Annotated in this window: 19 protein-coding genes, 3 tRNA genes and 1 pseudogene; 7 read left to right on the forward strand and 16 right to left on the reverse strand. The window is 45.9% G+C overall.

Going from position 1 to position 26514, the window contains the following annotated elements:
* Window positions 1-128: 128 nt before the first annotated feature.
* The 3 genes and pseudogenes from L7E55_RS12975 to L7E55_RS12985 form a co-directional block, all read left to right on the forward strand.
* A pseudogene (locus L7E55_RS12975) lies at window positions 129-329 on the forward strand (HD-GYP domain-containing protein); the annotation flags it as partial.
* A 271-nt stretch (window positions 330-600) separates the two neighbouring features.
* Window positions 601-3366 (forward strand): PAS domain S-box protein, encoded by a 2766-nt coding sequence (locus tag L7E55_RS12980; RefSeq protein ID WP_277444711.1) that lies wholly within the window; start codon window positions 601-603, stop codon window positions 3364-3366.
* A gap of 79 nt (window positions 3367-3445) precedes the next feature.
* Complete coding sequence (locus tag L7E55_RS12985) at window positions 3446-3763, forward strand: hypothetical protein (protein ID WP_277444712.1); 318 nt, start codon at window positions 3446-3448, stop codon at window positions 3761-3763.
* A gap of 164 nt (window positions 3764-3927) precedes the next feature.
* Here L7E55_RS12985 and L7E55_RS12990 read toward each other — a convergent pair.
* From L7E55_RS12990 to thpR, 7 genes are all read right to left on the reverse strand, one after another.
* Window positions 3928-4003: transfer RNA gene (locus L7E55_RS12990), tRNA-Val, on the reverse strand.
* Window positions 4004-4015: 12 nt separating this feature from the next.
* A tRNA-Ile gene (locus L7E55_RS12995) sits at window positions 4016-4090 on the reverse strand.
* 6 nt (window positions 4091-4096) lie between these two features.
* Window positions 4097-4171, reverse strand: a tRNA-Asn gene (locus tag L7E55_RS13000).
* A gap of 62 nt (window positions 4172-4233) precedes the next feature.
* Window positions 4234-5325, reverse strand: a complete 1092-nt coding sequence (gene rpoD / locus L7E55_RS13005) for an RNA polymerase sigma factor RpoD (protein WP_277444749.1) — start codon at window positions 5323-5325, stop codon at window positions 4234-4236.
* Window positions 5309-7219, reverse strand: coding sequence for a DNA primase (dnaG, locus tag L7E55_RS13010; RefSeq protein ID WP_277444713.1), 1911 nt, complete (start codon window positions 7217-7219; stop codon window positions 5309-5311). The genes rpoD and dnaG overlap by 17 nt, the downstream gene beginning before the upstream one ends.
* A gap of 213 nt (window positions 7220-7432) precedes the next feature.
* Window positions 7433-8437, reverse strand: coding sequence for a deoxyguanosinetriphosphate triphosphohydrolase (locus L7E55_RS13015; RefSeq protein WP_277444714.1), 1005 nt, complete (start codon window positions 8435-8437; stop codon window positions 7433-7435).
* Window positions 8438-8729: 292 nt separating this feature from the next.
* Complete coding sequence (gene thpR, locus L7E55_RS13020; protein ID WP_277444715.1) at window positions 8730-9314, reverse strand: RNA 2',3'-cyclic phosphodiesterase; 585 nt, start codon at window positions 9312-9314, stop codon at window positions 8730-8732.
* 198 nt (window positions 9315-9512) lie between these two features.
* Here thpR and L7E55_RS13025 point away from each other — a divergent pair, with 198 nt between their 5' ends.
* From L7E55_RS13025 to L7E55_RS13035, 3 genes are read left to right on the forward strand one after another with little or no spacing between them, the layout of a single operon-like run.
* A complete protein-coding gene (locus L7E55_RS13025; RefSeq protein ID WP_277444716.1) occupies window positions 9513-10940 on the forward strand; it encodes a hypothetical protein in 1428 nt (475 codons plus the stop codon).
* Complete coding sequence (locus L7E55_RS13030; protein ID WP_277444717.1) at window positions 10941-11780, forward strand: PRC-barrel domain-containing protein; 840 nt, start codon at window positions 10941-10943, stop codon at window positions 11778-11780. It begins immediately after the preceding gene.
* Window positions 11781-11795: 15 nt separating this feature from the next.
* On the forward strand, window positions 11796-13172 hold the full coding sequence (locus tag L7E55_RS13035) for a VanW family protein (RefSeq protein ID WP_277444718.1): 1377 nt from the start codon (window positions 11796-11798) through the stop codon (window positions 13170-13172).
* Between the two features lie 131 nt (window positions 13173-13303).
* Here L7E55_RS13035 and ppdK read toward each other — a convergent pair whose 3' ends face one another.
* Together ppdK and L7E55_RS13045 are read right to left on the reverse strand one after the other, a co-directional pair.
* A complete protein-coding gene (ppdK, locus tag L7E55_RS13040) occupies window positions 13304-15976 on the reverse strand; it encodes a pyruvate, phosphate dikinase (RefSeq protein WP_277444719.1) in 2673 nt (890 codons plus the stop codon).
* Between the two features lie 94 nt (window positions 15977-16070).
* Window positions 16071-17819 carry a phosphoenolpyruvate carboxykinase (GTP) gene (locus tag L7E55_RS13045; protein ID WP_277444720.1) on the reverse strand — a complete coding sequence of 583 codons (1749 nt, stop codon included), beginning with the start codon at window positions 17817-17819 and terminating at the stop codon, window positions 16071-16073.
* Between the two features lie 452 nt (window positions 17820-18271).
* Here L7E55_RS13045 and L7E55_RS13050 point away from each other — a divergent pair, with 452 nt between their 5' ends.
* Window positions 18272-18937, forward strand: a complete 666-nt coding sequence (locus tag L7E55_RS13050) for a TerC family protein (protein WP_277444721.1) — start codon at window positions 18272-18274, stop codon at window positions 18935-18937.
* A 17-nt stretch (window positions 18938-18954) separates the two neighbouring features.
* Here L7E55_RS13050 and L7E55_RS13055 read toward each other — a convergent pair whose 3' ends face one another.
* The 7 genes from L7E55_RS13055 to glyS all read right to left on the reverse strand — a co-directional run bounded on the left by L7E55_RS13055 (window position 18955) and on the right by glyS (window position 26512).
* Window positions 18955-19764: a pyruvate, water dikinase regulatory protein gene (locus L7E55_RS13055; protein ID WP_277444723.1), complete on the reverse strand. Its 810-nt coding sequence runs from the start codon at window positions 19762-19764 to the stop codon at window positions 18955-18957.
* A gap of 37 nt (window positions 19765-19801) precedes the next feature.
* Entirely contained in the window at window positions 19802-20440 is a 639-nt protein-coding gene (gene ccpN, locus L7E55_RS13060; protein ID WP_277444724.1) for a transcriptional regulator CcpN, read from the reverse strand.
* Window positions 20441-20562: 122 nt separating this feature from the next.
* A complete protein-coding gene (locus L7E55_RS13065; RefSeq protein ID WP_240082299.1) occupies window positions 20563-21546 on the reverse strand; it encodes a cation diffusion facilitator family transporter in 984 nt (327 codons plus the stop codon).
* Window positions 21547-21606: 60 nt separating this feature from the next.
* Window positions 21607-22596, reverse strand: a complete 990-nt coding sequence (locus L7E55_RS13070; protein WP_240082298.1) for a cation diffusion facilitator family transporter — start codon at window positions 22594-22596, stop codon at window positions 21607-21609.
* A gap of 80 nt (window positions 22597-22676) precedes the next feature.
* Window positions 22677-23525 carry a zinc metalloprotease HtpX gene (locus tag L7E55_RS13075; protein WP_240082297.1) on the reverse strand — a complete coding sequence of 283 codons (849 nt, stop codon included), beginning with the start codon at window positions 23523-23525 and terminating at the stop codon, window positions 22677-22679.
* A 174-nt stretch (window positions 23526-23699) separates the two neighbouring features.
* Window positions 23700-24140, reverse strand: coding sequence for a MerR family transcriptional regulator (locus L7E55_RS13080; protein WP_277444725.1), 441 nt, complete (start codon window positions 24138-24140; stop codon window positions 23700-23702).
* Window positions 24141-24415: 275 nt separating this feature from the next.
* Window positions 24416-26512 carry a glycine--tRNA ligase subunit beta gene (glyS, locus tag L7E55_RS13085; protein WP_240082296.1) on the reverse strand — a complete coding sequence of 699 codons (2097 nt, stop codon included), beginning with the start codon at window positions 26510-26512 and terminating at the stop codon, window positions 24416-24418.
* Window positions 26513-26514: the final 2 nt, after the last annotated feature.

Below are 26514 nucleotides of genomic sequence, written 5' to 3' on the forward strand. Positions count from 1 at the left end.
ATGCATTACTGTAAAATCAAACAACCGACAAGCGGTGTCCGGATGCCTCCGGAATCACTGTCCGGATGTTTCCGGAACGGTGTCCGGATGTTCCCGGATTCGCTGTCCGGATAAACCGGAATACGCACTTAGGTTTGCGTGGTGAAGAGATTCCCTTGGAATGCAGGATTCTTGCTGTTGTCGATGCTTATGACGCTATGACCAGTGATCGCCCTTATAGAAAAGCTATGAATCAAGGGGAAGCCATCGCTGAGTTAAGAAGGTGTTCCGGCACTCAATTTGACCCGCATATTGTACAAAATTTTTTGGAAATGTTGGAAACCGGTTAAATTAAAACTGAAGTGCCTCTTGTAACACGTGAGCATATAAATTATTAATTACCATTTCACGTTCAACAAATTAATGCCAATTTCCACTAATCACCAAAGGAAAATCATTAATGATGTCGTATTTATTTAAAACTAATTGTTTAAATAATTTAATTAACTTTTCTAATTGTCCAGTTAGGTTTTTTATAATCAACTGGACAACATGTTTTTTGGAGAGATTTATCGAATTTTGTCAAAAAAGAGTATCAAAACATCATCTGAGGTGAACATAATGGATGACACTATTAAAACTCAAGAACAGCTAATTAATGAGTTAGTTGAACTGCGCAAACAACTTTCCGAATCAAGAAAATTAATCAATGGCTTGGAAACAGAATTAAACAAAGAAAAGCAACTCAATAACCACCAGCAATTTTTAGATGTAGTAGAAGAGGAAGTAATAGAGTACCGCAACCACCTTGAGGAACTGGTAAAACAGCGTACCATTGAACTAACAACAACAAATGAACGTCTTCAACAGGAAATTATAGAACGAAAACAGGTAGAGGAAGCTTTACGAGAGAGCGAAGAGCGTTACCGGCAACTGGTAGAACTTTCACCCGATGCTATAATCATTCACACTGAAGGCATAATTAGCTTTTCTAACAAAGTGGGAGCAGAGCTTGTCGGTGCAAAGAGTACCAACGAACTTATTGGAAAATCCGTGATGGATTTTATTCATCCGGACTATAGAGAAACTGCTCAGGAACGATGGAGGCAAATAAAGGATAAAGGAGTAACTTTACCTTTTTCTGAAGGGAAGTTAATTAATTCTAATGGGGATGATGTGCATATCGAATCAGCTATAACTCCTATTTCATTCCATGGTGGTAAGTTGTCAGTGCAGATAGTCACTCGTGATATCACTGAGCGCAAGCGGGCAGAGAAAGCGCTAAAAGAATCTCATAATAGATTTGTGACAGTGTTAGATAGCCTTGACGCAGGAGTTTATGTTGCAGATATGGAGACCTATGAGATTCTTTTTACCAATGAGTATACTAGAGAATATTTGGGTGCTGCTGAGGGAGAAATCTGTTGGCAATCTATTCAAACTGGACAATCCGGACCATGTGATTTCTGTAATAATAAGTCGCTCACCAATGAATGTGAATCCACTGGTATATATAAATGGGAAGTTCAAAACACACGCAACGGGAAATGGTATGAATGTCGTGACCGCGTAATCCGATGGATAGATGGCAGAATGGTTAAACTAGAAATTGCTACAGACATTACCGAGCGCAAACAACAAAAGGAATTAATTGAGGCTGAACGAAAAAGGCTTTTCACTCTATTGGACAGTCTACCAGCTTATGTCTGTCTTATTGCTCCGGATTATTCAATTCCCTTTGCCAATCGTTATTTTCAAGGTCGTTTTGGTAAACCGGACGGAAGGACTTGTTTCGAGATTTACCGCAATATAAATGTACCTTGTAAGGGATGTCAGACTTTTAATGTTTTTGATACAAATGCACCTAAAGAGTGGGAATTGACCAGTCTTGACGGAGATACTTATCAGATATATGATTACCCATTCACCGATATTGACGGTTCCCCTTTAGTACTCGAATTGGGCATTGATATTACCAAGCGCAAACAGGCTGAGAATTTGTTCAAAACTTTAACCAATAGTTCGCCGGTTGGTATCTATATTTTACAAAACGGAAAGTTCCAGTTCGTTAATCCCCGATTCCAAAAATATACCGATTACAGTGACGAAGAATTGATCGGTATGTATTCTTTGGAATTGGTCATTACTGATGACAGAAAAACAGTCAGGGAAAATGCCATTAAGATGCTAAAAGGAAAACGTTACGGACCTTATGTTTATAGAATCTTAAGAAAAGATGGGAAAACAAGATGGATCATGGAGACGGTTGCCCCTATTCAGTATTATGGAAAACCCGCAATACTTGCAAACTGTCTTGATATCACATGGCACAAACGAACTGAAAGGATGTTACGTTTGTCAAAGGAACGTTTCTCCAAGGCTTTTAATGCTGGTCCAAACCCAATGGCTATCAATGTTCTCTCAGATGGACGGTATATTGATGTAAACAACAGTTTTATTAACGTTTTCGGTTTTTCACGACAGGAAATTATCGGCCGTACAACAATAGATTTGAATGTTTATGCGAATCCAGAGGATCGTGCTAAAATAGTGGATTTGGTTCTGGAACATGGAGTTATTCATAACCTGGAACTAAACTTCCGTATTAAATCAGGTGAAATTCGAATGGGATTGTTATCAGCGGATACCATTGAGCTGAGTGGAAAGCAATGCATTCTTGTCACAATAAACGATATAACAGAGCGCAAGCAGGTTGAAAAAGAAATGGCCCGCTTAGAACGTCTGAATCTGGTTGGGGAAATGGCTGCAGGAATTGGCCACGAAATCAGAAATCCCATGACCACCGTGCGTGGTTTCCTTCAAATGCTGAGCAGTAAGAAGGAAAATGTTAATCACAAATACTTTGGTCTTATGATCGAGGAACTTGATCGGGCAAATTCAATTATTACCGAGTACCTTTCGATAGCCAAGAACAAACCGGTTGATTTAAAATTAATGAACCTCAATCAGTTGGTACAAACTCTATTTCCGTTAATTCAGGCAGATGCCATTAACGCTGACAAATATATAGAAGTGAAACTGGCGGAAATTCCGGACCTGCTTTTGGATGAAAAAGAAATTCGCCAACTAATTCTCAACCTTGTCCGCAACGGGCTTGAAGCAATGTCACCTGGTGGAAAATTGCTCATAAAAACGTTCATCGATGGTGATACTGTTATTTTATCAGTGCAGGATCATGGTTCCGGAATCAAGACTGAAGTACTTGAAAAGATCGGTACTCCCTTTTTCACAACTAAAGATACCGGTACTGGTTTGGGTCTTGCCGTTTGCTACAGCATCGCTGACAGACATAATGCTACTATAGATATCGAAACTGGACCTAGCGGTACTACCTTTTTTATACGATTTGGGGCTGTTATTGGTTAATAGTACGATGCTACCTTGAAACGATTTTTTTTATAAGATATAATCACAGCATATATGAATTAAATGGAGGTAAATAACAGTGACATTCGAAATTTATAAACCACGTGGTGAAAGAGCTAAAAAACAAGCTCTAGTTTCACTTTCAAAAAACTCAATTGTTATAAACAAAGTAGCAAGAGAAAAATTTAACGTTGATAAAATTGAATTGGCATATGACCGTGACACTAACATTATCCGGATCTCGGCATCAGAAAGCGGACAAACGATCAAAAAAACGAAAGTATTTGCAAGGGGATTTTTCAACTACTTCAATATTAATAAAACAGGGAAGTTTCCCGCTGAGTATAATACTGATCAAAACGCTCTCTATGTGGACCTCAAGAAAAGCCAGCGATAATATGTAAGAAGCGCTTCCGCGAGACAAGCTAGAAATCCCATCACTAATATTTGCTAAAAGCAAGAAACCTTCCCGAATAAGAGGAAGGTTTCCTTCCAGAACAATCTATGATTAGCAATTGATTTGCAAAACAGGGTTTTGGCTAATCACCAAAACCCTAAACTTGGTGGGCGATGACGGGCTTGAACCGCCGACATCCTGCTTGTAAGGCAGGCGCTCTCCCAGCTGAGCTAATCGCCCTTACTATTTATTTGGTGGGCCCACCAGGATTCGAACCTGGAACCAGCCGGTTATGAGCCGGATGCTCTACCGTTGAGCTATGGGCCCAAAAAATGGCTCCCCGAGTAGGATTCGAACCTACAACCTACCGGTTAACAGCCGGTTGCTCTACCGTTGAGCTATCGAGGAACATCGGTAGTTAACATTATACGATATTTTGTGCTGTCCGTCAACATATTGCTAACGATAATTTAATCAAGATAATCTTTCAGTTTCTTACTCCGGCTGGGGTGGCGCAGTTTACGCAAGGTCTTGGCTTCAATTTGCCTGATACGTTCACGCGTTACACCAAACTTTTGGCCTACTTCTTCAAGAGTGCGCGCACGTCCGTCATCAAGCCCAAAGCGCAAGCGCAACACTCTCTGTTCGCGGTCAGTCAGCGTCTTCAGCACCTCGTCCAATTGTTCACGCAAAAGGGTAAACGATGCTTCCTCGGCAGGCGCTCTTGCCTCGTGATCTTCAATAAAATCACCCAGATGGGAATCCTCTTCTTCCCCAATAGGCGTTTCCAGCGATACCGGCTCCTGGGCAATCTTAATAATTTCCCGCACCTTGTCCTCGGAAATATTCATTTCCTTGGCAATTTCCTCCGGGCTTGGATCACGCCCCAATTCTTGTAATAACTGTCTTGACACCCTTATTAATTTATTGATCGTTTCAACCATATGAACAGGTATTCTGATGGTTCTGGCTTGATCAGCGATCGCCCTGGTTATAGCCTGACGAATCCACCAGGTAGCGTAAGTGCTGAATTTATATCCTTTACGGTAATCAAATTTTTCCACCGCTTTAATTAAACCCAGATTGCCTTCCTGAATCAAATCCAGGAATAACATGCCTCTACCCACGTAGCGTTTCGCGATGCTGACGACCAGCCTCAAGTTGGCTTCCGCCAACCGGCGTTTCGCTTCTTCATCTCCATTTTCCATGCGCTTGGCAAGCTCAACTTCCTCTTCGGACGTCAAAAGCGGAACACGGCCAATCTCCTTGAGATACATACGAACAGGATCATCGATTCCGACACCTTCAGGAACCGAAAGATCAACTTCCACTTCTTCGGGAGGGGATTCCATTACAGCGCCATCAAGCGAGTCCAGTTCCGGCGTTTCAGCGACAACTTCTATGCCCATATTAGCTAGTTTTACGTAAAATTCATCCATTTGCTCGGGAGACAGATCAGTTTCCTGGAGGCCGTCCATAATCTCATTGTAGGTCAATACACCACGTTTTTTGCCTTTCTCAATTAGCTCCTTTATGCACTCATTCTTAATTTCGTCTCTCAGCGCCTTCACTCCCCTCTCTAGGGTGCTTCCAAGTATCTGTCTTTAAAAATTGCTGATATTCTTGCAACAAATTATCAACGCGATCATGATTGCCTACCCGTTCAGCCTCAGAAATTCCCCTTAAAATTATATACTCACGCCATAGATGACCGTACAATTCATGGTCCCCTGACCTTTCCGCGTCACCTATCTCCTTTATGAGTGTCTCCCTGCGCTCTTGCCTGTTGCAACGATGAATTGACTCTAAATAGTCCTTCATTATCTGAGCCCGGTTTTCACCGGGGATATCATGGGTTAGAAATTGACTCAACAAGGTTTGTTCATCATCCTTAAGATGATTAAAAATTTTAGCCGGCTGGTAATACGGCTCTTTTAATATCATTAAAAATTGTTTAAATATATTTTTATGACTCGTGTTTCTAAAAGGTTCCTCTCCGAGCTCTGAAAAAATAATTTCCACTATAGACGGATCTTCCAAAACCAGTTTTAATAGACCAATCTCCGCTTTCTCCCTGGAGTTAAGTTTATTTTCCTTATTTATTATTATATTATGCTTAGTTTTAACAATATTATCCGGATTTGTCCATTTTTTTCCCAAATTTGCTTCAAATCTCTTAAATTCAGCTGTAACCGCTTCAGGACTCGAACTTAGAAAACGTGATATGATCTTTAAACTCTCTTCTCTTTCAATATCGCTCTTAATTCCTGCGATACTTGGAAACACCTGCCGCATAACTTCCAGTTTCCCGGAAACAGTCCTCACCGGCTTATTACCAATTGCCTGCCGCAGTCTGTATTCAATTAATGAAAGCGCCTGCTCAATTAAATTTTCCCAAGCTTGGTACCCATGTCGCCGCAAAAAGTCGTCAGGATCTTTCCCATCCGGGATGTTCACTACACGTACCTGACAACCGATTTCCTGCAGCAACTCCAAGCCCCTTAAAGTGGCAGCCACGCCGGCGGCATCGGAATCATAAGCGATCACCACATTGCGGCTGTAATTAATTATTAGCCTGCCCTGTTCCCTGGTTAGACTGGTACCCAGCGAAGCGACCGCGTTCGTTATTCCATAACGATGGGCAGTAACTACATCCATATATCCTTCCATAATAATAACGTAGCCTTTTTCCTTGATAGACCGCCTTGCCAGGTGGAGGCCGTAAAGGAGATGGCCCTTACTGAATAAAACAGTCTCCGGTGAATTCAAATACTTAGGAGTAGTATCATTAATTACGCGCCCGCCAAACCCAATAACCCTGCCGGTCACGTCCCAAATTGGAAATATAACGCGTTCACGAAAGCGATCATAATATCTCCCGTTCTCGTTTTTCAGTGCCAGCCCGGCTTCCGCTACCGCTTGGGGCCGGTAGCCCTGCTTATTCATAAACTTCAAGAGGGAATCCCAATTCGGAAGAGCGAATCCCACTTGAAAATTTTCCAGCGTCTCTTGAGAAAGCCCACGTTCGGCTAAATATAATCTGGCTCTGGCCGCTGTGTTATGATATTTGAAAACATTACGAAAATAATCGTTAGCCAAGCTATTAATATGCCGTAGTTGAGCTAATTTTTGCCGCTTTTCCTGTTCAACCGGGCTTTCATCAGAAGGAAGGCTTATTCCCGCTTGTTGCGCCAGGGTCTTGACTGCTTCAATAAAGGTCATGTTTTCTATCAACATTAGAAATTTAAAAACATTGCCACCTGCATTGCAGCCGAAACAATGGAAAATCTGCTTATCAGGAGTAACGGTAAACGAAGGTGAACGCTCCTGATGAAAAGGGCAGAAACCAGTATAATATTTCCCTTTTTTCTTTAGTTGTACGTGACGGGATACCACCTCAACGATGTCTGATCGCAGGCGGACTGTCTCAATTACATCATCAGGAATTAAGCCCACCCTGACCACCTTCTAAAACCGCATAATTGATAAGTTATCTGGTAATAAATTTACTACTTTTCCCACTAGCTGTTATTAACCCATGAAAAACTGCTATTGTAAAAAATATTCGTGATAACTTAAGATTTCCCTGCCTGTATTGTGATATTTTTTCATTATGTTATATCAACTCCGAATATTATTACCACATTGTGTAATAATGAGTCACCATGATCATTCAACCCATGGCACCGGCAAAAAGTATTTCTGATATACCCGTATTGCATATCTGTCTGTCATACCCGCGATATAATCACAAATTGCCCTATTGTTATCGTTGAAATTTGTCCGCTCAAGGTATTCACCTGGTAAAAACCCTTCATTTTCCTGGAAATGCTTAAATAAACGTTTAACAACATGGCGGGCTTTAGCTTCCTCACGCTTGGCCTCTGAACCGATATAAACACGCTGAAAAAGAAAATCTCTCAGAGTGTCGGTCGCTGCCTGTACAGCTGGGCTCATAACAATTCCTCCCGCATTGTCCCAGTTGGTATATATCAAGTCCAGAACCATGTTATTAATCCGCTCCCGGTGTTCATTACCTAAAACTTCAAGACATTCGCGGGGAAGTTGTTCTTTTGTCAGGACTCCCCCGCGCAAAGCATCATCTATATCGTGATTAATATAGGCGACACGGTCGGCGATTTTTACAATCTGGCCTTCTAAAGTTGCCGGTCTGACCGGTCCGGTGTGGTTTAAGATACCGTCCCGCACCTCAAAAGTTAGATTCAGGCCACTGCCCCCTTCCAGCACGTCGACAACCCTGAGGCTTTGCTCATTGTGCTTGAAACCAGGTTCAAACACCTCGTTCAATGCTTCTTCCCCGGCATGTCCAAAAGGAGTATGCCCCAAATCGTGTCCCAGGGCGATCGCTTCGGTCAGATCCTCATTCAGTCTCAGCGCACGCGCAATAGTGCGGGCAATCTGAGCAACTTCAAGAGTATGAGTAAGTCTTGTCCGGTAGTGATCTCCTTCAGGTATGGTAAATACTTGTGTTTTATGTTTAAGACGCCTGAAACTTTTTGAGTGGATAATGCGGTCGCGATCACGTTGAAAAGCGGTACGAACGGTACATTCCGCTTCCAGTCTGAGCCTGCCCCGGGTTGCATTGCTAAAACTTGCGCGGGGAGCTAAGATCCGGCGTTCAGCTTCTTCGGCACGCAGACGGATATCGAACATTTGACACCTACCTATTTTGAGGAATTCGGAATTCAGAAGTCAGAAATCAGAATACTTCGAGACAGTAATTCGTTTAGCTTCCGCTAAACTCAGGGGCTTGGTTGAGGGATTCCCCCCCCACCGAAGTCTGAAACCGGTAACCCCATTCGTTGGGGATATTCCTCCGACCCCAAAGTCACATAATTGGGGACATTCCTCTGACCCCAAAGTAAGGCTTTATAGAGAGGTGTGTCCCCTTTCCTTTATGAAAGTGGAGGTCTTTGAAATCTGAAAAGCCGTATTTACATTCTGACTACTGAATTCTGACTTCTGACTTTAAACCCGGCAGTTGAATCTTGGACAAGATAAAATAATTTGGTCCCTTTGGACTTAGCTCACTTAACATCAAGTCTATTGAGCCTATTTTTTCTGTACTAACTTTTTCCCTCGCGAGTGTTTCCGCTTTTTTTAGCACATCCGTGAAACCAATGGCGGAACGAACTCTACCCAATGTAAGGTGAGGAGAAAACCGTCGCTTTTCCGGTTTAAAGCCAATCTTACTGAGTCCCTCTTGAATCTGACGCTGCAAACGGAACAATACTGCGGTATCCCCTGAGACCCCCATCCAGAATGTCCTTGGCCGTTGCGTTGATGGGAAAGCGCCCACTCCGCCCAGATCAAGTTTAAAGTGATAAATTCCGGCGACAGAATGTTTCAAAACGTTAACAATATCAGGAACTTGATCTTCCGGGACGTTTCCGAGAAACTGGATAGTAAGATGAAGATTTGCGTCATCAACCCACTTTACATCAGACGGAAGTTCCCGGAGTTCTCTGATCAAGGACCCTATTTTTTTTCTTGCCTCATCAGAAAAATTAACCGCCACAAATAATCTCATCTGCCGTAAAGTAATCACCCCGCAAATAAGTTCAATAATAAAAATGATAATTCGCCATCAACGCCCATAAACTCCTCCCTAGCGACAAGAAAATTTAATCTATATATTTTTTAAAAAGTTATTGTTAAATATACAATTAATACTTGATTTATTGTCGAATTAATTTGATAATTGTTTCAGAAGACCTGAGGTGAAATCATGCAAGAATATCTGATTATACTACTTGCCATAAGCCTTGCCTTATTAGTCTTTATTCAACTAGTGATAAAAAGTATTCCCCTTAGCACCCGAATCATTTACTGCACTGTGGCAATTTCCTTCATACTGGGGGCTACTTTCCCCGAAGCTATTTCTAAACTCACTATGGACAAGGTGCTGGGGATTTACCTGGGGTTAATTGCGTTTTCCGCAATCGCTTTGAGTTATATTGAGAGCAGATTCTCCAAGAAAATCAATACTATCCCGGCAAACGTGGCGGATTTGGAATCTGAAGTTCCCAAATCGGCAAGTGACTTTGCCTCCTCTTTATCGACAGGTGAAGCAACGACCATTAATAGCTTTCTCCCGCTCGCCGCCGCAGATGTTACCCCTGATGCTGTGGATGTCGCCGGGGACGACCAAACTGAAGCCGATATCGAACAGCCGGTCCTTGACTTTATACCTGATCTGCCGGTTACCCTAACCGCGCAGCCGGTTCTTCCCGTGGATGCCGTGCCTGATATTGAACTCCCGCTCGCCGCCGCAGATGTTACGCCTGATGCTGTGGATGTCGCCGGAGACGAAACATCTGAAGTCGAACTTGAACAGCCGGTCCCTGATTTTATCCCTGATCTGCCGGTTACCCTAACCGCGCAGCCGATTCTTCCCGTGGATGCCGTGCCTGATATTGAACTCCCGCTCGCCGCCGCGGATGTTACCCCTGATGCTGTGGACGTCGCCGGAGACGAAACATCTGAAGTCGAACTTGAACAGCCGGTCCCTGACTTTATCCCTGATCTGCCGGTTACCCTAACCGCGCAGCCGGTTCTTCCCGCGGATGCCGTGCCTGATATTGAACTCCCGCCCGCCGCCGCGGATGTTACCCCTGATGCTGTGGATGTCGCCGGGGACGAAGCACCTGAACCAGATTATTTTAAGCAAGTTGTCGCCTCCCTGGAGAATAACGCGGATACAAAGAACAACGCAGATATAAAAATGGAAGCTCCGGCTGCAACAATCAACGATGGCATAATAAATGACTATATATCAGCAGGTTTTGAAGCTAAAGCCAGGGGCGACCTGAACGGTGCGGTGAATTATTTTTTGAAAGCTTTCCAATTAAATCAAGGGCAGCAAGTGTTAACAGCTCTGGCTATGGAGATAGCTACAGTCTACCAGGAACTAGGCCAGTACTTCCAGGCAGAAATGATTATTAATTCAGTTTTAGAGCAGGAAGACTTGATTCATGATTTTTCTTTAAAGCAAAAGCTAAAGAACCAGAAGATATATTTAGATACGCTTATTGAACTTCTGAGGACTACAAAAATGTCTAACGCTCCTTATTCAAAGGTACCCAATTTAATAAAAATGAAAGCAAGTATTGAAACGTCCGCAAGATTAACAAACTTAACCAAGGAGGCAGGATAGTTGAAAAACAGTCAGCAGGTTTTAGGGCTACCGGTTCTCAGTATCGAAGAGGGCAAACAAATAGGTATAGTTAAGCATTTGGTTTTAAACCCGGAACTAGGGAAAGTAAGCTCTCTGCTAGTCGAAGATGCAGCATGGTATCTAGGTCTGAAAACAATTCCTTTTGAATCGGTACAAGGCATTGGAGAGTTTGGGCTGACTATAGAGAACCGTTCTTTTCTATCAGCGGTGGCAGATTCTCCCGAAGTTATCGAATTACTCAAAAAAGACCTCAGCCTGCCTGGTATAAAGGTTTTAAGCAAAAAAGGCCGTTTGGTGGGCACTGTCAGTGATTTTATTATCAACGAAAATAACGGTGGAATTATGGGTTGCCAGTTAACTCTTACTCATAGTGAAAAGCCAGACGGGATAATTCCAAGAAAATCCATCCTTACTTTTGGCCACGATTTTCTAGTAGTTGAAGAAGGCATAGAGAACGTGCTGGTTGCTGACATAGAGGAAATTGAAGACGTTATTGAAGATAATATTCCAACTGACCGCCAGGAAGCAATAAACAGTGACGATTTAGAGATTAAAACAGACGCGCCGGTTGCCGACATTCCCGCCATAACACAGGAATCGCCAAATGTTGCAAAAAATGAAAAACAGCCGGCAGATGCTTTGAAACACTTTGAAGAACAACAGCGGAAATATCTCATTGGTAAAAAAGTAATCATGAAAATCGTTGCCGAAAACGGTGAGGTCGTTGCCGAGGAAGGTGACACAGTCACCAATGAAATAATTGAACACGCTAAGGCTACCGATCGGTATATCCAACTAACTTTGAATATACGCGATTAAACGCTGGGGGAGAAAATGCCGCTTTTTAAAAAAGCTTTACTCCTGTCAATGGTTCTTTTGTTCCAATCCGGCGCGAGTGTAATTGGAGCGGCTGCGATCCTGGATAACAGGCATTCGGAAGTAATCCAACAAGGTGTTACTGTTAAAGGCATTCAGGTCGGTGGTTTAAACCTTGCCGAGGCCACAACAAAGCTGGAAAGCACAGTACCACGATCATTGGATAACACCTTTGTAATCAGTAATGAAGAAACAAGCTGCTCAATTAACTTATCCGACATCGACGGAAGTTATGATTACTTATCGACCGCAGGGGAAGCACTCGCGTACGGTAAAAAGAGCAATCCTCTTAACCAGTTGATATCTGATCTGCGTCTCAGGGCAAAGCCGGTCGATATGGAGGTTAAAATTACTTTCTCCGAAGAAAAACTGGCTGACAGGCTCAAGAGTATCCAAAAGGCATGGGAAACATTGCCTAAGGACGCGGAAATCAAACTTTTGAATGGCAAAGTAGTAATTGTTCCTGAAAAAAAAGGATACCATCTTGATTTTGAAAAAACTATGGACCATGCCCGTCTGGCGCTGGCGGGGGGAAGTTTATCCGTTAACGCGGTCGGACGCATCCTGGAACCGGGGGTTACTTCCGGCGCGCTGGAAGAAATCCACGCGTTACAGTCTGAATACATTACCTACTTTGATGACAGCGCCTGGAACAGGTCACATAATATTTCCCTGGCCAGCACAGCGATAAACGGCGCCTTGCTAAAACCAGGAGAGATATTCTCATTAAACCGGCGTTTGGGTCCCCGCTTGGCGGAAAGAGGGTATTTATTAGCCCCCGCATTTATTGATAACCAGCTTGCCCAGGACATCGGGGGAGGGGTGTGCCAAGTTGCCACCACTCTTTATAATGCGGCACTACTTGCAGATCTGACAATTCTTGAGCGTTATCCGCACCCGAGCCCGGTGACTTATGTTCCTATTGGACGAGACGCCACCATAGCCGGAGATTATTTGGACCTAAAATTTATTAATAATCTAGATACAGCGATCTATATCTCCAGTACGGCTGAATACGGAAAACTCTCGACACGTATTTTTGGCGCCGGAAATAAAGACGGACACTCAGTCAGGATCACCTCGGATTATAGTGTAGTCAGTCCAAATGTTGTAACATACGAAGACAACACGCTTCCAGAAGGTGAAACCAAAATTAAAGATTACGGCAAAGCAGGATATAAGGCATGGGTATACCGCGAATCAATTATTAATAACCATGTTGAGTCCAGAACGCAGATCTCAAGCGACGACTACCCGTCTGAAGATAAAGTTGTCATTGTGGGCTCTAAACCTAAAGTGAATAACAAGGAAAAAACGGGAAAAGAAAACAAATAGCAGATTAGCGCTAAGGGAGACCTTTACAGTCTCCCTTAATATTTTGTCATTCAAATTTAGTAAAGTGTACAAACTTGCCTATGGGCATATAGAGCGGTCATGCGCCAATATTGACGCTACGGAAACGCCGTCTATAATGTACCAAAATCCTTCTTCGCGCCGGGCATATTGTTAACCTTGGCTTGGGCAGCCGCCAGTCTTGCAATAGGCACCCGGAAAGGTGAGCAACTCACAAAATTAAGCCCTACGAGATGACAGAACTCAATTGAGCTAGGCTCGCCGCCGTGTTCCCCGCAGATACCGATCAGCAGATCAGGTTTAGTGGAGCGTCCCAGCTCCACCGCCATCTTCATCAGTTTGCCCACACCCATACGATCCAGTACAACAAACGGGCTGTCGGCAAAAATTTTCTTTTCCAGATATGCAGGGATAAATTTCCCCTCCGCATCATCCCTGGAGAATCCCAAAGTGGTCTGGGTCAGGTCATTAGTGCCAAAGGAGAAGAACTCCGCTTGAGTGGCCACGTCGTCAGCCAACAGCGCCGCCCTGGGCACTTCAATCATAGTACCGATTGTGTAATGAATTTTCACCCCGGTTTCTTTCATGACTTCTTCACCGACATTAATGACGAGTTCCCGCAAGTAAGCCAGTTCTTTCACATCGATAACCAGGGGTATTTCAATTTCCGGAACAGGATTGTACCCTTCTTTGATCAACTGGGCGGCAGCTTGCAGCACAGCCCTGGCCTGCATCGCGTAAACTTCCGGGAAAGTGATGCCAAGGCGGCAGCCCCGGTGACCCAGCATCGGGTTAAACTCGGAAAGCGCCCGCACTTTGCTCAGAAGTTCCTCTTTCTCGTCAATTTCACGTTTATCGCCGTTAGTAAGCCGCAGGGTGGTTATTTCAACCATCAATTCCTCAGCGTTGGGCAGGAACTCGTGCAGCGGGGGGTCAAGGAAGCGGATGGTCACCGGAAATCCGTCCATTGCTTTTAAAATCCCGTAAAAATCACCCTGCTGCATCGGCAGCAGCTTGGCCAGCGCAACTTGCCGTTCTTCCAGGCTGGAGGCGAGAATCATTTCTTGAACGATCGGCAGGCGGTCTTGCGCCATGAACATATGCTCGGTACGGCATAGACCAATGCCGGCCGCCCCGAACTCGCGCGATTTGGCGGCGTCTTCCGGGTTGTCCGCGTTAGCCCTTACGCCAAGTGTGCGAATTTCGTCCGCCCATTCCAATATCTTCTGGAACTCCGAAGAAAGTTCCGGGTCGATCATCGGCACTTCACCAAGCATAACGTTGCCGTTAGATCCGTCGATTGATACGATATCCCCTTCTTTTATCTTTAAATCGCTGATAGTAAACACCTTATTGTCATAATCGATCCGCATCGCTTCGCAGCCGCAGACGCAAGGCTTGCCCATCCCGCGGGCAACCACTGCGGCGTGGCTGGTCATACCGCCCCTGGAAGTCAGCACCCCTTGTGAAGCTACGATCCCGTGAATGTCATCGGGAGTTGTCTCGGTGCGCACTAATAGCAGCTTTTTGCCCGTCTTTGCCAGTTCTTCGGCCAGTTCCGCGTCAAAGACCACCGCGCCCGAGGCCGCGCCGGGGGAAGCCGGCAACCCCTTGGTTACCACATCTAATTTAGCGCTTGGATCAATGCGGCGGTGCAGCAACTGGTCAAGTTGTCCCGCCTCCACGCGCAATACCGCGTCTTCCTTCGTAATCAGACCTTCTTCGACCATATCCACGGCGACTTTTATCGCGGCAGGAGCCGTGCGCTTGCCGTTCCGGGTTTGCAGAATCCACAGCTTGCCGCGTTCAACAGTGAACTCGATATCCTGCATGTTCCGGTAGTGTTTTTCCAGCAGCTTGCAGGTGTCGGCAAACTGCCGGTAAATTTCCGGCATATCGTTCTCCAGCGCGGCAATCGGCTGGGGAGTGCGAATGCCGGCCACCACATCCTCACCCTGCGCGTTGATCAAGTATTCACCGTAAAGCTTCTTCTCCCCGGTGGACGGGTTGCGGGTAAAGGCCACACCGGTACCGCAGTCATCGCCCATATTGCCGAAAACCATCGCCTGGATATTTACGGCGGTGCCGAAATCGTCGGGGATCTTGTTCAGCTTCCGGTAAACAATGGCCCGGTCATTATTCCACGAGTTAAAGACCGCGAATACAGACATAAACAGCTGTTCAATCGGTTCTTGCGGAAATGAGCGCCCGGCTTCTTTTTGGATCAACTTTTTGTAGTCAGCTATGACTTCCCGCAAGTCTGCCGCTGAAAGCTCATGATCAAAACGCACATCGGTTTTTTTCTTCTGCGCCTCAAGGATGCTTTCAAACTTATGGTGCTCCACGCCCATAACCACGTCGCCAAACATGGTGATAAAACGGCGGTAGCAATCCATGGCAAAACGTTCGTTGTTGGTGACATTGGCAAGGACTTCCACCGTACGGTCATTTAGCCCCAAGTTCAACACGGTATCCATCATGCCCGGCATGGAGACGGGAGCCCCGGAACGAACCGAAACCAAGAGCGGGTTGCTTTCATCACCGAATTTCTTACCCAACTTGGCCTCAAGCAGTTTTATTTTCTCTTTCACTTCATCTTCCAGGCCGGCGGGAAATTTCTGCCCCTGGGCGGTAAAATCCCGGCATGCTTCGGTAGTGATAATCATACCTGGCGGCACAGGCAGCCCAATATTGGTCATCTCGGCCATATTGGCTCCTTTTCCGCCAAGCAGCATTTTCATTTCCGAATTTCCTTCCTCAAAAAGATAAACGTACTTGTTACTCACGGCTTTCCCTCCTGAATTATATATTTGAAAAGCTTGCCTCTCCTTTTACATCCTCACAATAGCACTATGCTAAGATTTTTTCAACTTATCTAATTTAATTTAGTCTGTTTAAAACCGCATTATGTTCATCCATTATTTCCTTCGGCAATTTATCTCCGATTTTTTCCAGAAAGGGCAACTGTCCGTTTAATTCTTCTTTCCAAACTTCCCGGTCAACACTTAACAGGGATTCAATGGTCCCGGCAGGTAAATCCAATCCTTCCAGGTTGAGAGCGTCAACTGTCGGAATATAGCCAATAGGAGTCTTGACGGCCTCGCTTTCACCTTCACAACGGGATATTATCCAGTTTAATACCCGTAAGTTTTCACCAAACCCGGGCCAGAGGAATTTACCTTGTTTATTTGTGCGGAACCAGTTAACGTGGAAAATCTTTGGCGGGCAGGGGATCCTTTTACCCATTTCCAGCCAGTGGCGCCAATAGTCGCCCATGTGGTAGCCGCAGAAAGGGAGCATAGCCATGGGGTCACGGCGCACGACGCCAACTTCTCCCGTATCGGCCGCGGTAGTTTCCGAGGCGATGGTAGCGCCTACGAACACCCCGTGCTGCCAGTCAAATGACTGGTAAACCAGGGGAGCGACTTTAGCCCGCCGTCCGCCAAAGATCAACGCGGTGATTGGCACTCCCTCCGGATTTCGCCACTCTGGCGAAATTGAAGGGCACTGGCTGGCGGGAGCAGTGAAACGGGAGTTCGGATGCGCTCCGACGGTTCCGCTGTCAGGCGTCCAGGGATCGCCCTTCCAGTCTATCCCGTACGCCGGCGGCTCCTGATCCAGCCCCTCCCACCATATAGTACCGTCAGGTCCCTCAAGCACGTTTGTGTATATAGTGTTTTTCGAGGCGGCAATCAGAGCATTCGGGTTAGTTTTTGAACTTGTTCCAGGTACAACTCCGAAAAAACCTGTTTCGGGATTCATAGCCCACAATCGGCCATCTTCCCCAATCCGCATCCACGCGATGTCGTCGCCAACCGTCCAGGTTTTATAACCTTTTAGAGCCGGAGGGGGGACAAGCATCGCCAGATTAGTTTTTCCGCAGGCGCTTGGGAAAGCCGCAGCGACATAGGATACTTTACCCTGCGGGTTTTCCACACCGAGGATCAACATGTGTTCGGCCAGCCAGCCTTCATGCCGCGCCATATTGCTCGCTATGCGCAGAGAAAAGCATTTTTTCCCCAAAAGCACATTGCCGCCGTATCCGGAACCGACACTCCAAATGGTGTTATCCTCAGGGAAGTGCATAATATAACGTCTTTCAGGATTCAGATCGGCTTTTGAGTGAAGTCCTTTGACAAAGGAGCCGGAATCCCCAAGCTGTTCCATCGCTGCTTTACCCATCGTTGTCATAATTCTCATATTTAAAACCACATAAATACTATCAGTTAATTCTATACCAACTTTACTGAAAGGTGAACCCATTGGACCCATAATATAGGGTATAACATACATAGTTCTCCCCCGCATGGAGCCGTCAAAGATCCTCCCCGCCTTTTCGTAGGCTTCTTCCGGCGCCATCCAGTTGTTAGTAGGCCCGGCATCTTCTTTATTCCTGGAACAAATAAAGGTAAGGTGCTCCACTCTGGCAACGTCATTTTTCGCTGTTCTGTGAAATAAACAACCAGGATATTTTTCTTGATTCAGATATTTTATTTCCCCTGTGCTGACAGCTTCCTGGGTCAATCTGATTCTTTCTTCGTCAGACCCGTCAAGCCAGACAATTTTGTCCGGTTTGGTGAGCTTGGCCATTTCTTCAACCCATTGTGTTACCGCCTTGTTTTTATACATGCTGAATCTCCGTTCCATGAAGAAGATTTTTCAAACGAACCCACCGGACAACCGGTGTATTTAAAGGCCGCTAATAGTATTCTAAACTCGCTGTCTGATTTCTTTGAGTCTTTCCCAGGTGTCGTCGCCGCAAAAGCGCATGCAGGTGCCGAAGGATGCGCCGCCCCACATTTAAAACTTTTATCTCCCCTCTCACATATTTATTTACCTGAAAGGGTCACTGCCTTGCTGGCATAATCACCCCTTTATGCGATATTATTCTATCACGCAAAAAAGATTCCAAACAATATCTAATAAAAATAGTCGGAAATATTAGTTAACATATATTTTATCCATAAAAATAAAATTCCCATGATATATGGGAATTAAACAAGATATATAGAATTTTGGAATATAAATTGTACTACATGATTATGTTGTTTATAGATTATTCAGGCCGGGGGTAGAAAATCATGCAATTGTTCGGCGACCTCACGTTTATAATGTCACTGCTGCAAATCATTGTGATAGATCTGGTTTTGAGCGGGGACAATGCTGTCGTTATCGGCATGGCTACCAGGAACCTGGACACCCGCAACAGGAAAAGAGCAGTTATTTTAGGCGCTCTGGCTGCTATTTTACTGCGGGTGTTTTTCACTTGCATAGCTGCGATCAGTCTGGTACAAGTACCTTTGCTGCAATTGTTCGGCGGCCTGGCGCTACTCTGGATTGCCGTTAAACTCCTGGTGGAAGACGATGTCGAATGTACAGTTGTATCACCCCAAAGGAACTTGTTCAGGGCCGTCAAAACGATCGTCCTGGCCGACATGATCATGTCTTTGGATAATATCCTGGGCGTGGCCGGAGCGTCACACGGAAACCTGTTCCTGTTGCTTCTCGGCCTGCTGTTCAGCATGCCGCTGTTAATGACCGGCAGCCAGATACTGGCCGCACTGATGTCCAGGTTTAGCTGGATCACTTACATCGGCGGTATTGTCATCGCCTGGGTCGCCGGTGAAATGATTTATGGGGAGAGGCTCATAATCAATCTCCTTTTACCAGCTTACTTTTCGATGTTTATACCGGCTTTTTCAGTACTGGCCGTACTGATCATGTCAAAGGCGATTAAATCGCGGTAAGCAATAGCCGCTTACTTTTATCCAACAGATCTTTCTCCCCGGAAGTATATTTCCAGGACCTTGCTGGCTGTTTCCTCCACTGCTTTATTGGTGACGTCTATAACCGTGCAGCCGGTTTTTTTCATGATGCCTTCAGCGTATTCCAGCTCTTTATGAATACGCTCCATACTAATATAATCGGCGCCGGAAGTAATCCCGAGGGTTTTTAAGCGCTCCCGCCGTATTTCGTTTAGTTGTTGAGGCTGGATACTCAACCCAATCAATTTGTGGGGAGGCAAACGGAAAATTTCTTCCGGCGGTGAAACTTCAGGAACCAGGGGGACGTTTGCCGCCATGATCCGCTTTTGCGCCAGGTACATGCAAAGAGGTGACTTTGAGGTGCGGGAAACTCCAATCACCACCAGGTCGGCCCTGGTGATACCCCGCGCGTCCTTTCCGTCGTCACATTTGACGGCAAATTCAATGGCTTCAACCTTACGGTAATATTCTTCGTCTGTTTTACGAATCAGTCCCGGTTCAAGCTTCGGCGGACGATGAATAATTGCTGATATGGCGTCAATCATCGGGGTCATGATATCCAACGTGGGGACGCCGTGTTTTGCCGCTTCCCTGACGAGAACGCCACGCAACTCCGGAAGAACCAGAGTATAAGCAATCAAACTATTGAAGACACTGGCCTCCTCGACAATCTCCGGTATCTCGCCGGGATCGTTAACATAGGGCACCAGGCGAATTTCCACTGCATCCTGATTGAATTGACTGGCAGCCGCACGTGCCACCAGTTCGGCGGTATCACCCACTGAGTCAGATACGGCATATATAACCATTTTCAGATCATTCTCGGCGGAAATAGTAAACTCCTCCTTAATTTCCTTCTCCCAATTCTACAAAAAGCCTTGTAATGTTAGTCTTGCTCAAACGTCCAACCACCTCATAACCGTCGCTCCCGTCCGGCTGAGCGACCTTGCGTACGACTGGCAGGGCGTCAACTTCATGAGTTATCAATTTCCAGGCTGCTGACCATACTGACTCTTCGGTGTGGGTGAACAGTACATTGGGCATCCGGGTCATAACCACTCCAACCGGCAGTTTTTGTATATCCTGACCGCCAAGAGTTGTTTTAAGCAAGTCCTTGCGGGATATAACCCCCTCCAACAGCCCCCCTTCTTTAACCACAAAGAGAGTACCGACGTCTTCAATGAACATGGTAACCACAGCGTCATAAACAGAGCATTTTTCCGACACGACAATGGGTACCGATTTAATATCGGCAACAAGTAAGCTTTGGATCTTTTTTGCCACAATTTGGTGCGGAAACTTGCCGCTATGAAAATACCCGACTCTGGGACGCGCCTCAAGCAGTCCTGACATGGTCAAGATAGCCAAATCCGGCCTTAAGGTAGCCCTGGTCAGAGAAAGCTTTTCGGCAATCTGTTCGCCGGTGATCGGCCCCATGCTTTTAACGATCTCTAAAATAGCATTTTGCCGCCTGGATAGTTCCAAAACAATCGCCCCTTGAGAGCATAAAATGTTGATAAACTAACTGACTCATATATTATACTACCGCAGGAAACAGTTCAACCTTTCTTTATCAGAAAAATAACACCCCGGCGGAAAAAATAAAACTAATGTTTATCCAGCTCATTCAGTTCTGTTCTTTTTTTCTGCCAGTCGGAAATTTTGTCGTCAGCGACAACTTCTATATTGATTTCCTTTACAATATTAAGTCTTTTGACAATCCTTTTTTCCACCTCTGCAACTATATCATCAGCATATTCAATGCTAAGCTTGGGCTTGGTCTCTATGGTCATGTTAACCAGCAGGGAATGGGCTCCAATATACATTGTTTTTATCTCTTGGACATCAGTAACGCCTGGAACTCTCATGGCAATGTCGCCGATTCTCCTTACTATATTGGGGTGAGCCGCCCTGCCGATAATCATATCCCTGTTCTCATAGGCCAGCATGACGCCCATTACACCCAATATGATTCCGATTATAATTGAGGCGGCACCGTCGTAAACTATGTTATTTGTAACCTTGCTTATGGCTACTGCAATCAATGCTATGACTACTCCAACCAAAGCCGCAAAGTCTTCATAAAAAACAAACTTCACTGCCGGGTTGGCCACATTGTTGATATTTTTAAAAGAAGCCGCTATGGCTTTGAACCCTCTTGCTTGTACACCGACGTCATTTAAAACTGCACTCATGGCCGCCCTGACAGCGTACATTTCAAATAATGCAGCAAGGGATAAAGCGATGACCAGGAGTTCTACAGCCTCAATGGGGTGAGGGTCAATTATCTGGTGGTAGCCTCTGGTTATAGAACCCATACTGGTGACACCAAACATAAATACTGAAGCAATAAACGACCAAAAGTATACTTCTTTACCATAACCGAAGGGGTGCTCCATGTCCGCCGGCCGTGATGCCAGCTTCATGCCGACGAGCAGGAAGATGCTGTTAACCAGGTCCGACAGCGAGTGGAGAGCTTCAGAAAACATGGCCGCACTATTACCGACCCAGGCAGCAATAGCTTTTGTTAAAAAAACAGACAGGTTGGCAAATAAGGCAATCCATAAGGCTTTATAGCCCGTAGAATGCAAGGAGTGGCACCGCCTTTCGTCATGGGAAAGAACCTGCTCCAAAAGAAGCAGGTTCTTTAATTACATAACCTCACTTACAGTTTTTGATTTAAAATAAAAATCGGTTTTTCTTTTCCAATCCTGAACCATATCGTCTGCGAATGTTTCAATATTAATGTGTCTGACACTACCCAGATTAATTTTAATAATTTTTTCTATTTCGTCATTAATATCCTCTATAGATTCTATATCAAGGCCGCTTTTTACCTTGATCTCCATGTTAACCAACAATGAATGAGATCCTATAAACATGGTTTTTATTTTAGGGACATCTGTCACACCGGGCACCTGCATAGCCAGATTATTAATTAACCGTACAGTATCCGGACAGGCTGAGCAGCCAATGATCAGCTCTTTTAACTGGAAAGCAAGTATCAAGGCCATACTGCCGCACAGAAGTCCCACACAGATTGAAGCAAGTCCGTCAAACAGATAGCTGCCTGTCCAACTGGCAATAAGCGTTGCACTGAGAGACACCCCGGTTCCGATTACTGCTGCAGTGCTTTGCAGGACCATTATCTGATTGGTGGGGTTGGTATTTCTTTTAAACAAACGGATATAGTTTTTCAGTATGTAATCACTATCTTGAACCTCTTTAGGCACACTGCGGGCAAGTGCTGATTTGAGAAGAAAACACTCATAGAGAAAAGCTATTGCCAGGGCTAAAACCGGTAAAATGTCTGAAGTTATCACATACTGTTCTTTAATTTGTTTAAGACCCCTGCCGACAGCGCCCATACTGGCAAAACCCAGCATAAACACCGCGGCAATGAATGACCAAAAATATAACTCTTTGCCGTATCCAAAAGGATGTTCGGCATCCGCCGGACGGGAGGCCATTTTTAGTCCAAGCAGGGAAAAAACGTCATTTAAAGTGTTGCTTAAGGAATACAGGGTAGAAGCATATATTGCCGCACTGCCGCAAGATAACGCAACCGAACCTTTAACGATAAACAGACCTAGATTAGATAAAACACCATTCTTTAACCTGCTAGGGTCCGCTGGGTCCATAAAAAAGAAACCACTCCCTTATAAATTAATCAATAACTGATTAATTTATATTGTAGTTACAGATAAATTATTCTTATTACTTACAGACTTATTCTCCGGAGCCTCTCTACCCTTTCCTGAATGGGCGGGTGCGTGCTGAAAAGCTTCATCAGAGAAGCACCTGAAAACGGATTCACGATAAAAAGGTGTGAAGCGGCGGGATTAACCTGCATTGGTATGCGGTGTGCTCCTGACTCTAATTTTAGAAGCGCATTCGCCAGGCCGGCGGGTGATCCGGCTATACTGGCGCCGGTTGCATCGGCCATGTATTCCCTGGAACGGGAGATGGCCAACTGAATAATCGTGGCTGCTAAGGGAGCGATGATGGCCATGATCAGGCCACCTGCCATACTACCGCCACCCTCGTCTTCGTCGTTGCTTCCGCCCATGCCAAATATAGCAGCCCATTGCAGCATATTGGCCATCATGGTTATGGCCCCGGCCAGGGCTGCGGCTATGGTGCCTACCAGGACGTCTCTGTTTTTGATATGGGCAAGCTCATGAGCCAACACGCCTTCAAGCTCGGAACGGTTTAATAGATGCATGATGCCTTCCGTAACGGCTACCGCCGCATGGGAGGGATTGCGGCCTGTGGCAAAGGCGTTGGGCTGGTGGGATGGCGTTACATAAAGCTTTGGCATAGGAATGCCTGCCCGCTGCGATAGTTTCTTTACTATATCATAAAGATCAGGAGCCTCTGCCTCAGAAACCGGATATGAGCGAGTCATTTTTATGGCAATTTTATCGCTGTAAAAGTAGCCGAAGAAATTCATCCCCATTGCTATCAGGAAAAACAGCATTGCTCCGGAGCGGCCGCAAATGGCATTGCCCATTAACACAAGCAGAACAGAAAGCGTACCCATCAATAACCATACTTTTATGGTGTTCATTTAGACCTCCACCTCTAATAGTTTTTAAATTACTAAAATTCGGCCAGCATTGCTGCGCCCAGCAGGCCCATCACCATGCCGCCGATAAAGCCGCCGAAGCCGGGCCTGCCGTAAGATACTATGCTATCTAGCACATTCCTTTCAAATTGCATTTATACAAAAAAGGAGGTTTATCTAGGGCATTAAATCATTAATATACATCAATAAAGAATTGACTATCATAATACTTTGCAGAAACATTTGTTTAGTCAACACAGCAGCTTGCTCCGGCCCCAGGCTGGATACCACGGCAGGCTGCAGCTGGGTAAGTTGGTTTTCAAACTGTTTGACTTGCTCTATTATGGAATCAATATCATTTGGCCTGCCTTTGTTCCCTTTCCTTGCTTCCCCCAAATTGCCATCCAGGAGACTCAAACGCTCCTTAATCTCCTCCAATGTTAACCTTTTCTCTTTCAAACCTTCAATTAATTTAAGCCTAATCAAGGATTCTTCAGAATAATACCTATAGTTCCTTTCTGATCTTACAGGCTCTAACAGGCCCAAATTTGTGTAATAATCAACTGTCCTTTTACTAACCCCTGCCAACTCGGCGATTTTTCCAATTTTATATTTCAATAACTCCCCAATGGAATCACCTCAGAATTTTTTTATCTTCTTTAATATACTTACTATATAACCAACATAGCGTACAGTCAAACGTTACGCTAGACTTTTAATGCTAAATTTTGTTTCTTTTTCATTCTCAAGCTGTTTCTTAGTTCAGCTAGCGTTTTGTTTATTTCAGCAGGGGAGGAATTTTGGTATTGCCCCTTACCATATAAGAAAAAGAGTGCGACATTAGAGAACCTTCCTGTCGCACTCCTTGGCTTTGCAAGTATTTATCCTATGAATTATTTTGATTCCACTACTATCCTGCTTAAGTCAGCCACCTGCTTTACTTGCGACGCAAGACTTTTAAGCAAAGCCAGGCGATTTTCGCGCACTTGCTCGTCATCCACCATCACCATCACCGCGTTAAAAAACTTGTCCACCGGCTCCTGCAAGGTGGCGATGGCCGCCAGTAATGAACGGTAATCTCCGGAAGCAAGGTACTCTCCCGCCTGATCACGCACGCTGCACAGGCGATTGTAAAACTCAATCTCTGCAGGATCCGCTAAAAGTGACCGGACCACTTGATCCGTCCCGGCTTTTTTGGACAGGTTGTTCGCACGGACGAAAGCCGTCAGCAAATTGTTGAAAGCCGGGTCGGGACGCAGCTCCGTCAAAGCCTCCACCCTGAGCGCCACGTCGCTGAAATTATCATAACCGGAGGCAAGAACCGCCTCGACCGTGTCGTACGCGAAACCCCGCTCCTCCAGGATGCCTCTAAGCCGCTGTCCAAAGAATTCGGTTACCTCTTCGGTCACTTTCTCCAGGCTCAGCTTAAGCTGAACTTTACCCTCGTAGCACTGATAGGCGCTCGCGATTAATTGTTTCAGCGAAAGGTCTATCCCCCCCGCCAGAAGAATATGACTGATGCCCAACGCCTGACGGCGCAAAGCATACGGATCTTGCGACCCGCTGGGCTGAATGCCTATGGCGAAGCACCCCACGATATTATCTATCTTGTCCGCGATGCTTAAAATTTTGCCGGGTATGGAGCGGGGCAAATCGTCACCCGCGAAGCGGGGCAGGTAATGCTCAAAGACGGCAGCTGCCACGCCCTGCTCTTCCCCGGAGCGCTCGGCGTATTCCCGGCCCATAATCCCCTGCAACTCGGGAAACTCGTAAACCATGTTTGTCACCAAATCGGCCTTGGCCAGGTAGGCTGCCCGCAAGACGCGCTTGCCATCCTGCTCACCTACACCCAGCGCGCCGGCCAGGTACTCAGCGTTGGCGCTGATCCGGACGACCTTGTCATAGACACTGCCCAGACTTTCCTGGAATACAATTTTCTCCAAAGCCGGCACTTTTTCAACCAGCGGTGATCTCAAGTCCTCCCGGAAGAAAAAGTCCGCGTCAGCCAGGCGGGCGCGTAAAACTTTCTCGTTGCCAGCCCTGACGATATCCAAATGATTCGCTCCCCCGTTCCGCACGGCGATAAACTTGGGCAGCAGGCTGCCGTCAGCCGCGGCGACCGGAAAATAGCGCTGGTGTTCCCGCATCAAGGTAACAAGCACCTCTTTGGGCAGCTTTAAATATTCCGCACTAAACTCCCCGGCTAAGGCGGTCGGGTATTCTACCAGGTTATTTACCTCATTGAGCAGCTCCTCGTCTTCCTCTATAGTTCCTCCCGCCGACGCGGCCAGTTCCCTTACCTGGCGCCGGATGTCCTCCTTCCGCTCCAGTTGATCAACCAGCACGTAAGCATTGCGCATTTTTCCAAAATATTGAGCCGCGTTTTCCAGTTCTATCGGTTCCCGGCATAAAAAACGGTGCCCGGCGGTAGTCCGCCCCGATTGACATCCGGCGAATTCAAATTCCACCACCTCATCACCAAGCAGCGAAACGATCCACCGGATTGGCCTGGCAAAACGGATTTCCAGTTCACCCCAGCGCATCGGCTTGGGGAAATGAAGCCCGGCAACCAATGCGGGCGCCACCTCGGCCAGCACCGCCAAAGCCTGCCGCCCGGCCTCCCGCTTGACGGCAAACACATATTCAACTTTTCCGACAGTTTTATTAACCAGGTCTGAAACGGATACTCCCTGGCTTTTCGCAAAGCCGGCCGCAGCCTTAGTCGGAGAACCGTCCGGGTGAAAGGCTGCTTTCGCGGCAGGTCCTTTTATCTCTTTTTCAAGCGGCTCCTGGATTTCCGCCAGCCCTTCCACGAACAGGGCCAGCCGCCGCGGCGTACCGTAAGTTTTCACTTCTTTGAAGCCCAAACGATGCTCCTGAAGAGCCCCCTCCGCCAGTTCTTTCAACTCGGCCAGGGCGGGATCCAAAAACCGTGCGGGCATTTCCTCGACCCCAATCTCCAATAAAAAATCCTTCGCATTGCCAGCCATGT

Origin of the sequence: Pelotomaculum isophthalicicum JI (assembly GCF_029478095.1) — a bacterium.
Taxonomy (GTDB): domain Bacteria; phylum Bacillota; class Desulfotomaculia; order Desulfotomaculales; family Pelotomaculaceae; genus Pelotomaculum_D; species Pelotomaculum_D isophthalicicum.

What these genes read in the sequence shown, in the direction of transcription:
- L7E55_RS12980 (WP_277444711.1), top strand. Translation starts at nt 601, where the DNA reads ATGGATGACACTATTAAAACTCAAGAACAGCTAATTAATGAGTTAGTT.
- L7E55_RS13015 (WP_277444714.1), bottom strand. Translation starts at nt 8,437, where the DNA reads ATGTTCGATATCCGTCTGCGTGCCGAAGAAGCTGAACGCCGGATCTTA.
- thpR (WP_277444715.1), bottom strand. Translation starts at nt 9,314, where the DNA reads ATGAGATTATTTGTGGCGGTTAATTTTTCTGATGAGGCAAGAAAAAAA.
- L7E55_RS13025 (WP_277444716.1), top strand. Translation starts at nt 9,513, where the DNA reads ATGCAAGAATATCTGATTATACTACTTGCCATAAGCCTTGCCTTATTA.
- L7E55_RS13035 (WP_277444718.1), top strand. Translation starts at nt 11,796, where the DNA reads ATGCCGCTTTTTAAAAAAGCTTTACTCCTGTCAATGGTTCTTTTGTTC.
- L7E55_RS13045 (WP_277444720.1), bottom strand. Translation starts at nt 17,819, where the DNA reads ATGTATAAAAACAAGGCGGTAACACAATGGGTTGAAGAAATGGCCAAG.
- L7E55_RS13050 (WP_277444721.1), top strand. Translation starts at nt 18,272, where the DNA reads ATGCAATTGTTCGGCGACCTCACGTTTATAATGTCACTGCTGCAAATC.
- L7E55_RS13055 (WP_277444723.1), bottom strand. Translation starts at nt 19,764, where the DNA reads ATGGTTATATATGCCGTATCTGACTCAGTGGGTGATACCGCCGAACTG.
- L7E55_RS13070 (WP_240082298.1), bottom strand. Translation starts at nt 22,596, where the DNA reads ATGGACCCAGCGGACCCTAGCAGGTTAAAGAATGGTGTTTTATCTAAT.
- L7E55_RS13075 (WP_240082297.1), bottom strand. Translation starts at nt 23,525, where the DNA reads ATGAACACCATAAAAGTATGGTTATTGATGGGTACGCTTTCTGTTCTG.
- glyS (WP_240082296.1), bottom strand. Translation starts at nt 26,512, where the DNA reads ATGGCTGGCAATGCGAAGGATTTTTTATTGGAGATTGGGGTCGAGGAA.